Source organism: Trinickia sp. (assembly GCF_036503415.1).
Taxonomy (GTDB): Bacteria; Pseudomonadota; Gammaproteobacteria; order Burkholderiales; family Burkholderiaceae; genus Trinickia.
In genome coordinates this window covers 1-13,641 of the sequence record NZ_DASXWY010000111.1, presented here as the reverse complement: position 1 = coordinate 13,641, position 13,641 = coordinate 1, and the positions used below count along the sequence as shown (strand labels likewise).

Here is a 13,641-nt window from a genome sequence, read left to right as displayed (position 1 = left end):
ACGGATGGTAGGCGGGTCAAAAAAGCCGGCGATGCGGCTCCGACATGTGCCTATGCGAGATTCGCATAAGCCGGGAAAGCCCTATCCGAGGGCGGCGGCTCCCGCGCGCAGATGGTGCCAAAGCGTATCGAGAAACTCGCTGCGGTTCGACGAATCACGGTAGACGCGCAATTCGATCTGCAGATGCCAGGCGGTGCCTCCGGCCGGCACGAGGTCCCCGGCCGCGAGTTCGGCGGTAATGGCGCTCTTGGGCAGCCAGGCCACGCCTTCGCCTTCGACGACGAGTTTCTTGAGCACTTCGGCCATGTCCGACTCGTAATGCAGCTGCAGCGCCGGGGCGTCCGACGCCCTCGCGAGAAGCAGCGCCAGACAGCGCCCGAAGTAGCTCGTATTCGTGTACGAAATGAGAGGAAGCGGCTGCTTTTTCGTGCCGGGCAGGCGAAAGAGCGGCGCAAGGCGCGCGTTCGGTCGGCTGATCGGCATCAGCGTATCGATCCCGACGGTCACATGCTCGTACCGTGCGGGATCGAGGTGCAGCGGCAGCTCGGGATGGTGATAGGCGAACATGAGCTCGCAATTGCCATTGACGAGCATCAGTATCGAATCATGGACATTCGTGGGAATGACGCGTGCGCGCACATCGCCGAGGCGGGCGGACAGCGCCTTGAGCCAGGCCGGCAAAAAATTAAGCGCGATCGTGTGACCCGCGGCGATTTGCAGACTTTTGCCCGCGATGCGCTGTTCGGTGCGGATGATCGCCCGCGTATCGAACAGCTTGGCGAGAATATCGTCGGCCACCTCGCGAAACAGCTGCCCCGCCGGTGTCAGGACAGGCGGAAAGCTGCTGCGATCGATCAGCTCCGCGCCGATCCATTGTTCGAGAGACTGGATGCGGCGGCTGAAACCCGATTGCGTCACATTGCGAAACTCGGCCGCCCGCGAGAAGCTTTGATATTGCGCGAGGGCGATGAAATCCTCGATCCACTTGATTTCCATGGCTGACTGTCGGGGCGGGAGGGGCGCAAGGGGCGGAAGGGCCGCTTGGTGCGAAGGTTCTCATTATGCACACGTTCCCCCCGAGTCAACGGTGGCCATGGGCCGTGGCGCATCACGCGCTGAAGGGCATGCAGCACTGAGCCGGGGCGAGCGGGTCGCTCAACTGGGCTTCGAACGAAGTGAAGAGCGCCTCTTCGAGCACGTTCCAGTGCGCACCGTGCCGAAATGGCGCGGAGTGCGCATGCCAGCAGGAAACGGCGGCCTTGTCGCCGAATTTCTGTGAAGCCAGCGCGACCAAGCCCCACGGATAGTCATGTGCCGGCAAGTCGAGCCATGCCTGGCAATTTTGCTTCATCCAGGTCCCATAGAACGCGGCGCTGGTGTGTCCCGGGACGCCGATATCGGAGAGGATCGGAAATATCTGCGCGACAGCCGTCGGGTAAAAAGACTGGTCGGCCAGATGCTGCGTGCTGGGCTCGTACTTCCCCGAAGACCAGAACACCTTGACGATGGCGCTCGATAGCCGGTCCGCCTGGCTTCGCCACTTTCCCGCGCCGCGGGCGTCGCCGATGCGCGCGCGATAGGCGCTCAATGTCCGCATCGCGTCATGGACTTCGACGTTATCCATCAGCAACGCGACGTGCAGGGTCGACGATATTTGATAAACACCTGTCTTTGGATCGTAAAGGCGTGCCAGATAAGTGGTCGACTTGTCCAGGCTCGACTGCCAATTGGGCGGCATCTTTGGAGATGGCGAATAGCGGGTCAGCAGTTCGATCCATAGCGCGAGTGCCGAATCGTCCGCATCGGCGTGTGCGCACGACGCGATGTTCCCGTTGCGCTCGCAAAAGCGGTCGAACGTTCCATCGGCGTTTTGCCGTGGCATCAGCCATTCGATCCATTTGAGCGCGGCGCTTCGCACATCGGCGTGCGCGGCGTCGGCACTGATCAGTGCCTTGGCTGCGAAATACGGATCGACGACATCGCCGTGCAGTAGCACGGTGATGGCGCCGTCGGGCCGCTGGTAGCCGAGCAGGAAGGGCTCGGCTGCGGGCGTGGGTGCGGTGAGCAGGCACGAGGACACGATCGAGGCTATGCCAGTGCGCAACAGTCGGAGCCCCATCCGCCCATTCGAGCGGTATGAGGCGCTTGCCGCCAGCGGCGGCGGAACAGCAAAGTATTTATGGCGCATTGATCAAGGTCCCGACGAGGTTGTTGGAAATGGGGCTGCCAAGTCCGGTGACGTAGTCGTATCCGGGCACGGCCGTGCATAACGTTCCGCACGAACCGTTGGTACCCGAGAGAATGTCGTGGTAATTCGTTGCCGCTGCAGTAGCCCCAGCGCCGTACACCATTCCATTGATGGTGCTCACGGCGTTCAGGGTCGTTTTTCCATTGGCGACGCGTACCCCGTTCGCGATCGCGAGCAGGCCTGACCATTGCGGCGCTCCGGCGCTCGTGCCGCCAACGACGAACCAACCGGTTTGCCCTTGATAGCCGTAGGCGTCGTACACCGCGAAGCCCGATGCCGGGTCCGCACTGTATGCGACATCCGGCACGCCTCGCGCACCGATCGAATCGCCCGGAATCGCGAAGCTCGACTGATAAGCGGGTTCTGCCTCATAGGCGCTTTGTCCTCCGCCGCTTCCGGACCACGCTTTTTCTCCTAGGTAGTTTCCGCTGGCGTCGACGCTGATCGAGGTTCCCCCAACGGCGAGCACGTACGGCGATGCCGCGGGGTAATCGACCGTGGCGCCTCCGTCGCCCGATGCGGCGACGAACGAGACGCCGTTGGCACTGATGAACTGCCCGTCATACTGCGTTTCGGACAAAAACTCCGGCCCGCCCCAACTCATCGCCACGACGTTGGCGCCCGCACCGCGCGGCTTCGGCGCTACCGCCATCGCGACGGCACTCATGAGGTCCTGGAAGCTGTTGGATGCGGCTTCGACCAGCACGATCTTCGCCTGTGGGGCGATTGCGTGCGCCCATTCGACATCGAGGGAGCTTTCGAGCGCCCAGCCAGGATCCGCCCGCAGGCGGTGTTTGCTGACGCCGCTGTATAGCTTGGAGAAGCAGCCGTTCCCGGTCGTGCACGCGGGCAGACCGAACGTGTTGTTGAACACCTTCAGGCTCGACTCGGCATCGGGATTGTCATATGCGTCGACGATCGCGATCACCTGGCCGCTGCCTTGGCCGCCTTGGGGGAGTTGGTCGATGCCGTAGAAGCGGCGAATCTGCTGCGGCGATAGACCGTTCGGCCCCAGGGCCGTATTTCCATGCACATGAAACGGCGGCCGGGCGTAGCCGACAGGCGGACGAGCGGATTGTTGCGCGAGCACCGGTTGAGCGCCGAAGAAGGCGGCCGCACAACCGATCAAAATCGACGCAACGGGGCGGAACGAGCTCTGCATGAGGCAGCCTCCGAAGATTCCCAATACCAGGTGGCGTGCTCCCGTCGCATAACGGCGGGGAGCACGCCAGTGAGTGAACGCACGCGCTCAGGGAGCCTTGGCGCTCGTGAAGGTCAATGACGTTCCGGCTCCCGCGATTACGAGCCAGTTCGTCGCATCGGTGGCCACGACCGTTGCCGAGCCGCTCGTCACGACGGGCAGCAGGTAGGCGGACTTCGGCAGAAGCCACGTCATGTCCTGCAGTCCAGCCGGGTTGGAAGCGTTGAACGACCAGCCGGCTCCGTTGTCGGTTGCTGCCCAGGTCGTCTGCAGACGGCGCTTGCCGAACTTCGCGAGATCGTCGAACTTGTACCACTTGAACTGGCCTGCGGCGGCAAGCTGATTGGCGTACGTGAATATGCTCGCAAGCGTGTTCGTATAGAAGATTGCGCCCTGCGGATGCATGTACACCATTCTCGTCGTGCGGTTCGCCACATTGAAATTCATCAGCGAGAGGTACCAGTTGGTGACATCGGCGGTCGGTACGTTGTACTGCTGGAACTCGTCGAACGTCGCGTACACGCCGAACGGCGAGACGGGAATCGCCCAGATATTGGGCGTCAGCAACGCACCGTTACGATAGGCGCGCGTCGGTCCCATCCCCGTGTGCCCGGTAAAGTAGTAGCTGGAGTAGCCGTTGTTCTGCAGCCAGGCGATGGCCCACGTCGGTGCATTGCCCTCCGGCGCGGCCCACTCGATGTCGGGCGTACCGTCCACCTTTTGCATGGCGGAGTGATTGAGTACCAGGTATTGCTCGAACGTGCTCTCGTTGGTCTCGCTCGCGTTGAAGCCCCAGTAATCGTGCATCCAGCCGCCTTGGCTGCCGACGTTGTGCCCCAGCTTGATCAGGTAATGCATCAGGTTTTGTGCTGACGAATTATTGAGAATATTGATTCCCAATCCATCGCCGACGGTCACGCTATCCGGGCCGGCTGTGACCGAAATGGTAAATGGACCGTTCTTCCATACGTTGTAGTTCTTCAGTTGCTGCGCGGGCTGAATGGCATCCTTCTCGCAGAAGTGCCAGTCGATGATCATGCCGCCCAGAGCTTTCGGCTGCAGCGAGAGCATTGGCATATGCAGGAGGTCGACCGCGAAGTAATTCAACATGCCGTGCAGCGGCATCCCGTCCGTCTGTCCCTCCAGATAGGAGAGCGGCATGTTGACGAAAAGCACACCTCCGTTGCCATATTGTTGGTAACCCGCCACGAGTCCGAAATTCGGCGAAGTCAACAGCGTCGTGCCGTTGTAGGTCCCTTGCGTGACGAAGCTCGGATAGGTCAGGAACCCATAGACGTAGCCGGAGATGCCTTCGAGCACGTCTGCCGTCGCGGCTGTACTCGCCAAGGGCGCCGCGATCTTGAGCGTCGTCGTAGTCGTCGTCGTGGTCGATGTAGCCGAGTAGGTGCCGTGCTTGACCGACGGACCGGTTTTGACCGCACCGAGATTCAAGCTGGTCGCGCTGACCGTTCCGGTCGAAGTTGTCCGGTAGTTGAAATAGGCTTGATGGTTATACCCTGTCAGCCCGCCGGGGTTCGACAGGCTCGGTTGGAGGTACAACGGTTGTGTGGATGTCTGCAAAGACGGTGTACTGGTCGTCGAGGTCGAAGTCGCTGTCAACGTCGTCGCGGCCGCTGTGGTGCCGCTGCCGTTCCAGGTCATGGATTTCCCCGGCGGGACCAGCAGCGTACGCAACGTGCTGCCCATCCCCGTCACGGGGCCGAGGCCGATCATGTTGCCGAGAAGCGAGTCATAGAGCACGTAATTGACGCCTGCCATGTCGCTGAATCTCGACTGCGGTATCGGGTAAAAGCCGGCCGCGTTCAGGGCGCCGAAGTCATAGACCAGCATGACGCGGCCGCCGTTGAGCGCATAGCTGTGAATCGCGCTCACGAGCGTGTCGTCGGCGGTGGTATGGATCTGATCGGGCAAGATCAGTCCTCTGTACTGCTGAGGCAACGATGCGACCGTCTGCTCGAATGCAGTGTCGTTGATCAGCGTGATTTGCACGCCGTCTTCGGATGCCGCATCGAGCCATGCGGACACTCGAGGATCGGGCAGCGCAAAGTTGTCGGGCAATAGCAGCAGCAATTGATTCGTTGCTGCATTGGCGAAGCCGGCTGGAACCAGCAAGCAGAGCGCGAGTGCGTACAGCACGCGCCGGATGAAGACCGATATGCTGAACATGAACATCTCCTTGACTAGTTCGACCAATTGCCATCCCGCCTGACGTGCTGAGTGTGCGGCCGGGGAATACTTGCGGTGATTCACCTTCGAAACCCTGCGCGGCCATCAACGTACCGATTCACGCCGGGCCAGCTCGCGCAGTAGCTGTACAGGCCTAGCAGGAGGCCGAGCAGAAGCGGGGCCCCCAGGACAAAAAAGCAGAGCGGAACAAAAAGCAACGACCCGTAAAAGACGATGCTGGCGTGAAGCGCAAGAAAAAAAGGCGCGATCGCAATGAAGTAGCCGACGATCAAGAGCGTCGCGAGCGTCTTTTGCGTCAGCGTGAAATTCAGCGTGTAATACGTCAGCGACATCGTGATGGGAATGATCTTTATTCCGATCATTTGCGTCAGGACCATCTCGCGCATATGTTCTTGCGCGGAGTACGGAAAGCTGTTCGAAGACGGCAGGAAGTACATGCAAACGGCGAACTGGACAGCCGCGAGCGCACGTACGAGGTAAGCGACGGGAAGCCATCGTTCCTTGTGCACGAAGGTCGCCCCAAACGCGCCCATGCAGGCGAGCGCCGTGAGCACCAAGAGCACTTTCCCGGGGGATCGACCGACCCATTGCAGCACGACCGCGGGCGAGGCGAGCCAAGCACCGTCGTCGCGAATGTCGGCGATCCTCATCGGTACGTCGACCCAGCGGCTTGCATACGCGAAGGCGGCGGACCAATACTGCAGGACCGACCGCCACGTGTAAGCCAGCACGACATACGACGCGGGCAGCAGCAACAGCGACGACATCAACCAATGCCGCGGCGACGCGAGGGCGCTCACGGAACGATCGTATTCGCTGCTGCCTTCGAATGACTTCATGGCTGCGCTCACCAGGAATGGAACAGGCTGATTTCAAAACCGCGCCGGCTGTAGAACGGGTTGTGATAAGCGTTGAACTCGAGCTGCGCGCCCCACGTCTTGGTGAGCCAGTAGCGCCATTGCACGTCGATTTCGTTACTGCGGAAGTCCACGATCTGGCTGCCCGCGCCAATGGCTTGATACGCCTCACGCCCGAACGAGCCGCGGATACCGAGAACGCTTTTGCCGATCGTGCCGTACGAAACGGCGGCGTAGTAGGCGGGTGCCTTGACGGAGCCAGGCGCATCGACGTTGTAGTTCATGCCGATCTCGCCGATCAGCTTCGGCGTCGCGTACCAGATGACGCCGGCGTGATAGAGCTGATCTCGGTGCCCGCTGCGATTCCAGGCGTAGCCCGCACCCAGCGACAGCACCAGGTTGCGTTGCGGCAGCACTTTCCTGTTGAGCGACAGGTCCACACGCTCGCTCGGCAAGATCGTGCCCGACGTCGTGCCGGAAAAGCCGATTGCGCCAAACCAGTCCGCATCGAAATCGCGCACGTAGTTGACGGCGCCGAATGTCGTACTTTGACCGAAGCGGCGCAACTGGGACAGCTCGCCGGTGACTGTCTGAGTGCCGAATTGATGCAGGCCCCGCAAGCGGACGCCATACCAATCCCCGTAATTGTTGGTGACGTACGCCCTCGAGTAGCCGAGGTCCAATTCGGAACGGCTCGCGCTCGGCGGCGCGACGTGCTCGGCGACGGCGTTGGATAGTTCTCCCTCGCTCGGCCGGTTCGGCACATCTGCGAGCAATGGCGGAGATGCGCCATTGGGAGATGCGCCATTGCTCGCAGCGGAAGCGGCCTTGTCTTTGGCCAACGCATCCGCGGCCTGCTGCTCGAGAGACTGCGCACATGTCATCGATGACGCCGTGAGAAAAAAAACAGCGGCGACTGCGTCCCGCACGCGCCCCGATCCGGTCGATTTCGTTTTTCTTAGTTGCATTCCCGCCCCCCGCCGCCTGAAACATCGAACGCCGTGCTCGCTATACTCGCTTCGTCGAACCGGCCGGTCCGTTCTGCAATCAATTGGCCGAAAACACAGACGCCGCCTTGAATGCCGATCTCCGAGGCGCATACGCTGACGGCGTTGTCGGCGCGACCGATCCAGGCGCGATCGATCCATAGCGGACCGTCGACACTGAGCACACCGTCCACTACGCAGTCGCGGCGCAGCCGTGCTTCGCGCCGGGCAAACACGGCGCCGCGCACCATGGCGCCGGCACCTACTTCGATGCTGCCTGCCTTGATGCTGCCTCGAACGAGGCTCGACTCGCCGATATGGAGCGATCCGTTGACGACCAGATCGGCCTCCACGAGCGCGTGGGCGGGCAATCGCAGATTGCCGAAAACCAAATAGCGTGACGTGCCGGCGCGGTGCTGAATCCCAGCCAGCAGGCGGGTCATCGAGACGGCATCGAGTTGGTCCGCGCGATGCTCGGCTGGCGGATCGCGCGGCGCACCGAAAACGATCGGCATCCCGTGCAGATGCCGAAAACGGCAGGCGCTGCGCACTCGCATCGTCGATGCCGCGACGACGCCTATGAAATCCTCGCGATCGGAATCGATGTGCGGTAGGTACATCCTGCCTTCGGTGCACGATGTCAACCGCGATGCATCGATCGGCACGTCTTCGTCGATCGCCAACGGTGCGACATCGCGCGACGCGCACAGCTCCGCGATGAGCGGAACGAACGGCAAAACGAACAAGCCGGCGAGAAGCAGTACAAACAGAATCGCGCTCACCGCTCACCTCGCTTTGGAAGGTTTGCGGAAGCGCTCGGTCTTATCCCATCGCAGTTCGCGCTTGAACAGCGCGTCGAGCACGAGCCCCGACAGCGCCGAGAGCACGCATGCAATGGTCACGCCGAATCCGATCACGTTGAGCGGCATCAACCGGAGTCGTGTCGAATGACCGTCGAGACGCGTCGCCACGACAATTTCAAAAAAAACGCCGAAGTTTCCGAACGTATTGAACGTGAACAGCGCGAGCAGCCACGCCAGCGACGACGCGAACGACATTTGTTCGGCGCCGAGCAGATAGATGAAGATTGCATCGACCCAGCCGACGAGCAGCATGGCGGGCATCGCGTACACGCCCAGCAGTAGCGCACCATCGATTCGGCGCAGGAGAGGCACGGCGGGGTTGAGAAGCAAAGGAGCGAGGCAGCGAAACATCGTCTGGTTGTGCCCCTTCGCCCAACGCTTCAGTTGGCGGGCGCGCACATCCCATCGTTCCGGCACTTCCTCGTAGCATTCGGCGTGGTTCAAATAGACCGTCTGCCATCCGGCCAGCAATAGCCGGTACGTCATGTCGGTGTCTTCCGCCAGTGTGTCGTCGCGCCATCCCCCCACCTCTTCGAGGGCGCTTTTGCGCAATCCGCCCACCGTCCCGCCATATTGCGGGACCAGCTCGAGATTCATCCTCGCTTGCTGATTGACCTGATAGCCTCCGGCCCGCTCGAGATCGAGCAGCCGCGTCAGCAGATTGCGGTTCGCGTTGTGGGGGACGACACGGCCCATGACCGCGCCCACCTCCGGATCGAAAAACGGAGCGACCAGTTCCTTCAAAAGCCCCGGTCTTGGCAGATAGTCGGCATCGAAGACGATCAGGATGTCGCCGTTCATGAAACGGAGCGCGTCCTTCAGTGCGGCGGCTTTGCCCCCCTTCCCGTCGACGCGGTGAAACGGGCGAATCAAGTCCGGAGCCCGCGCCTGTACTTCGTCTATCAACGCGCGCGTGTTGTCGGTGGAGCGGTCGTTGACCGGAACGATTGTCAACCGGTCGCGCGGATAGGTCGTCTTGAGCAGCGCTTCGAGGCAATCGACAATGACCGATTCCTCGTTGTGCGCGGCCACGAAGACGGTCAGCGCCGGCCAGGGCCCATTGACGATCGAACGGTAAATGGCGCTTTGCCGCGTGAACAGCCGGTTCAGGCTGAATACGTAGTGACGCACGGTATAGACGATCAACAACAGCACCACCAGCACCAGAATGGCGTCCGCCGATACGACCCATACCCCGCGGACGCCATTTCCGGATTCAGGCGGCGAGGGAGGCTTGAATGATGGCGTGTCCGGAGGCAATTGCAGCTGCCCTTCGTCCACAGTCGATATATCGTTCGCCGCGATCTCGACCATGGCACCGCGATGGGGGCTGGCCGATGAGTGCGGGCGCTCGCCGGTTTGCGCTGTGACCAATTGAAGGCGATGCTGTACGAGAGCGGGAGCGACAGGCGCCGAATGCGCGTGCAGATGAACCGGGAGCGATAAGGCAGACGCCAGCGCCACGTTGATCGACAGGCGACACACGGCATCGAGACCCCGGATGCGGTTCCCCCGGCGCCGGCTGTACCAGCAGGCGCCCCGGTGAAACTTCGACGACCCATCGCTCTCGATCATGACAATTTCGCTCGCTTTGAGCGCCGCGATTAGGCGGAGCGCAGAGCATGCAGTCCCAAGGCAATAGGGTTGGAGGGCGGACTCAGCGAGCTCATGACGCTCTGTACCGCCGAGGGCCTGGCCGGCAGGGTCAGCAAGGCGTCGACGATTCTTTCGCTCGCATGGCCGTCTCCATAGGGGTTCGTCGCATGTGCCATCGCGTCGTACTGGGTGCGATCGTCGAGCAGGCTGCTGACCTCGGCGACGACGCGCTCCGTCTGCGTGCCGACGAGCCGCGCCGTGCCGGCCTCGACGGCTTCGGGGCGCTCGGTCGTTTCGCGCGTGACGAGTACCGGCTTGCCGAGCGCCGGGGCTTCTTCCTGGATGCCGCCGGAATCCGTGATGATGAGGTGGGCGCGCGACATCAGAAAGACGAATGGCAGGTAGTCCTGCGGCTCGATCAGGAACACGTTCGAGACGCCGTGCAGTATGGCGTGCACGGGTTCCTGCACCTTAGGATTCAAATGGACGGGATAGACGAGTTGAACGTCGTCGTACTTGAGCGCGATCTGACGCAGCGCCTCGCAAAAATGCTTGAACGGTTCGCCGAAGCTTTCGCGTCGATGTCCTGTCACGAGAATCAGGCGGCGGCCGGGATCGAGAAACGGATAGCGCGACGCCACCCGTTCGACGAGTTCCCTGTCATGCTCGAGCTTGTCCGTGATCTGCAGCAGCGCGTCGATCACGGTATTGCCCGTCATCACGACATGCGATGCTGGCGCGCCTTCGCTGAACAGGTTGTGTTTCGCGTGCTCCGTCGGGGCGAACAGCCACGACGCCACGGCATCGGTCACGCGCCGATTCAGTTCCTCGGGCCACGGCGACCAGATGTTGCCCGTGCGCAAGCCCGCCTCCACGTGACCAACGGGAATGTAACGATAGAAGGCGGCCAGGCTTGCAGCGAGGGTCGTCGTCGTATCGCCGTGAACGAGCACGACATCCGGCTTCCATTGGTCATAAATGGCGCCGATCGACTGCAGGATATCGGAGGTGAGGGCGCCTAGGGTTTGACCGTCGCGCATCAGATTCAGATCGAAGTCCGGCACGATCTCGAACAGCTGGAGCACCTGATCCAACATTTGCCGGTGCTGAGCCGTAACACACACTTTTGCTTCGACACCGCACTGCGCCGCCAAAACGCGCACGAGCGGCGCCATCTTGATTGCTTCCGGGCGCGTGCCGAACACCGTCAATACCTTGTTCATTTCCGTCCTCGTTTGGCGTATTGCGGCTGATAAAAGCGGACGGTTGGCGTGCCGAAACAGTTTATGTATGCCGGCATATATCGACCGCCGCAAACTGGGGTATTGCGCCTCTCGACTCAGGCCGAAACAGCGAAAGACGGGAAATGCCGAGAAAAAGAAAGGCCCCAAATTCGAGTAGGACATCGATGCTCGCGCGACCGACGGTATCGATAACGCATATCTCTCTCCTTCCCCGTGAGACGTAGGTCAGAACGGTGGCGGGATTGGGTTGGCCGGTGATTCAAACACGGCGGCATCGAGGTGCAATCGCCGATTCACAGGTTTAACTGAAATTAGTTATTTCCTCTGAATCCAGCCGAGGGCGCATCGTTGTTAGGCAGGAGTCTACTTAGCCGGAATCGAACCTTGTGTAAGATACCCAACACTTAGAGGAGGAAAACGCTGCATCGCAGCGTTTACTTAAAGCAGATCAATAATGCGGCTCATCATTTATAGTAATCCGACGAATCCGATATTTATCGGACTTTTAATTTTATGATCGCCGTTTAAACTGATCTTTGGTGGCCGCACCGAGAGATATATTCAGCGACTCGTATTGGCGGGTTCGCGGTGGGCTTCCTGCCGCTTGTTGGTCGGCGCGAAGAGGGTGCTGCGCTGAATCCAGACGCGGCGGAATTGCTCGACTTCGCGTTCCTCGGAGAACACGGTCGATGAAGGCTTGACCAGGTCGTGCCGCGATACGATGCCGACGAGACGAAGCGATTGTTCGTCTTCGACCACCGGCACGCGTACAAGGCCGGTAATCGCGAGGCGAGCGGCCACGTTCCTGCAGGTCTCGCCCGGCAGCGCGATCTCGGGTCGTTCACGCGCGAAGAAGCTGCCGATCGGCTTGTCGGCTTGACCCGGTGCGATTCGATCGATCAGCACGCGATCGACCATGCCCAGCAGCGTCCCCGAGGCGACCACGGGGTACGCGCGATACTTCTGAGTCGGCCCGAAGTAGCGGTGCAGGACGTCGGCCAATGTTGTGCTCGCATCGATCGTTTCGACGGCGCGGGTCATGACTTCCTCGACGTAATGTCGTTCGAGCGGATCGATGCTGTATTCGCGATAGATGTGATACCCGCGGCGAGCGATCTTCTCCGTCAAGATCGAGCGGCGCATGAGCAGGACGGTAAAGCCGTAGGCCACCGCGGCGGCGGCGAGCAGCGGCAGCAGCGCGTTCGCATCGCCCGTGAGCTCGAACGCGAAGATGGCTGCCATCACGGGCGCGCGCATCATGCCACCGAGCGCCGCGGCCATGAAGATGAGCGGCCAGACAGCGGGGTCGCCGCCGGGCATGTACGGACCGACTATCGCGCCGACGCCCGCGCCCATCATCAGCAACGGTGCGAGGACGCCGCCCGAGGTGCCCGAAGCGAGCGCAATGACCCAGATGATGGCTTTGACGAGGACGATGGCGATCACGGCGTGGATGGCCAGATGATTTTGCAGCAGGTCGCCGATGACGTCGTATCCGACACCGAGCGTGCGTGGCTGGAAATAGCCGCCGATACCGACCGCGATCGCACCCAGTGCGGGCCACCACATCCAATGGATCGGAAGTTTGCCGAACAGATCTTCGACTTTATAGAGCCAGGTCGACAACCCCCACGACAACGCGCCGGCGATGAGTCCCGCGGCGGCCGACGAGAGCAGGCCGATCGGGCCGAGCGGTAATGTCTGGAGCGGAAACAACGGGCCGGTGCCGAGCAGAAGCGGCCGCGTGAAGCCGGCCACGGCACATGCGATGGCGACCGGCAAGAGGCTGCGAGGGCGCAGCTCGAACAGCAGCAGTTCGATGGCGAGCAGCACCGCGGCGACGGGGGTGCCGAATACGGCCGTCATGCCAGCCACCGCGCCCGCGACGAGCAGTGCCTTGCGTTCGGCGCTCGACAGATGGAAGTATTGGGCCACCAGCGAACCGATCGCACCGCCGGTCATGATGATCGGGCCCTCGGCGCCGAATGGGCCGCCGCTGCCGATTGCGATAGCCGAAGCAAGCGGCTTCAGCACGGCCACTTTCGGCGACATCTTGCTCTTGCCGAAGAGGATGGCTTCGATGGCTTCGGGGATGCCGTGCCCGCGAATCTGCTCGGACCCGAACCGTGCGATGAGGCCGACCAGCAGTCCGCCGACGACCGGTGCCGCAATGACGAACAGCCCCAGCGTATTGCCGGCAGGGGACAGATTCGCCGTCGAAATCGTCTGGAAAAAGAAGAGATTCGAAAAGAAGCGGATCAAATGCAGCAAAAAGTCGGCGGCGACGGTGCTCAGCACGCCGCCAACGGCGGCAATCGCGCTGATGCGCAGCAGTCTTACATCGGTTGCGAAATCGCCTTTGTGCTCGCTCATGGTTCCTTTGCCTGTACCGCGAATCGGTAGCGTAAAGGGCGTATTTATATCATAACGTGATGCAA

General features: G+C 61.5%; 9 protein-coding genes and 1 pseudogene. All 10 read right to left on the bottom strand.

What is annotated here, in order from left to right:
* Positions 1-81: 81 nt before the first annotated feature.
* The 10 genes and pseudogenes from VGL01_RS15000 to VGL01_RS14955 all read right to left on the bottom strand — a co-directional run bounded on the left by VGL01_RS15000 (position 82) and on the right by VGL01_RS14955 (position 13,576).
* On the bottom strand, positions 82-996 hold the full coding sequence (locus tag VGL01_RS15000; RefSeq protein ID WP_331570629.1) for a LysR substrate-binding domain-containing protein: 915 nt from the start codon (positions 994-996) through the stop codon (positions 82-84).
* A 112-nt stretch (positions 997-1,108) separates the two neighbouring features.
* Entirely contained in the window at positions 1,109-2,119 is a 1,011-nt protein-coding gene (locus tag VGL01_RS14995; RefSeq protein ID WP_331570627.1) for a hypothetical protein, read from the bottom strand.
* A 58-nt stretch (positions 2,120-2,177) separates the two neighbouring features.
* A complete protein-coding gene (locus VGL01_RS14990; protein ID WP_331570625.1) occupies positions 2,178-3,410 on the bottom strand; it encodes a S53 family peptidase in 1,233 nt (410 codons plus the stop codon).
* Between the two features lie 87 nt (positions 3,411-3,497).
* Positions 3,498-5,642, bottom strand: coding sequence for a hypothetical protein (locus VGL01_RS14985; protein WP_414720268.1), 2,145 nt, complete (start codon positions 5,640-5,642; stop codon positions 3,498-3,500).
* A 74-nt stretch (positions 5,643-5,716) separates the two neighbouring features.
* A complete protein-coding gene (locus VGL01_RS14980; protein WP_331570621.1) occupies positions 5,717-6,496 on the bottom strand; it encodes a hypothetical protein in 780 nt (259 codons plus the stop codon).
* Positions 6,497-6,504: 8 nt separating this feature from the next.
* Positions 6,505-7,311, bottom strand: a pseudogene (locus VGL01_RS14975) (YaiO family outer membrane beta-barrel protein); the annotation flags it as partial.
* A 161-nt stretch (positions 7,312-7,472) separates the two neighbouring features.
* Positions 7,473-8,282 carry a polymer-forming cytoskeletal protein gene (locus VGL01_RS14970; protein ID WP_331570619.1) on the bottom strand — a complete coding sequence of 270 codons (810 nt, stop codon included), beginning with the start codon at positions 8,280-8,282 and terminating at the stop codon, positions 7,473-7,475.
* Between the two features lie 3 nt (positions 8,283-8,285).
* Positions 8,286-9,938, bottom strand: a complete 1,653-nt coding sequence (locus VGL01_RS14965; protein WP_331570617.1) for a glycosyltransferase — start codon at positions 9,936-9,938, stop codon at positions 8,286-8,288.
* A gap of 29 nt (positions 9,939-9,967) precedes the next feature.
* Positions 9,968-11,182: a non-hydrolyzing UDP-N-acetylglucosamine 2-epimerase gene (wecB, locus tag VGL01_RS14960; protein ID WP_331570615.1), complete on the bottom strand. Its 1,215-nt coding sequence runs from the start codon at positions 11,180-11,182 to the stop codon at positions 9,968-9,970.
* 582 nt (positions 11,183-11,764) lie between these two features.
* On the bottom strand, positions 11,765-13,576 hold the full coding sequence (locus VGL01_RS14955) for a chloride channel protein (RefSeq protein WP_331570613.1): 1,812 nt from the start codon (positions 13,574-13,576) through the stop codon (positions 11,765-11,767).
* Positions 13,577-13,641: the final 65 nt, after the last annotated feature.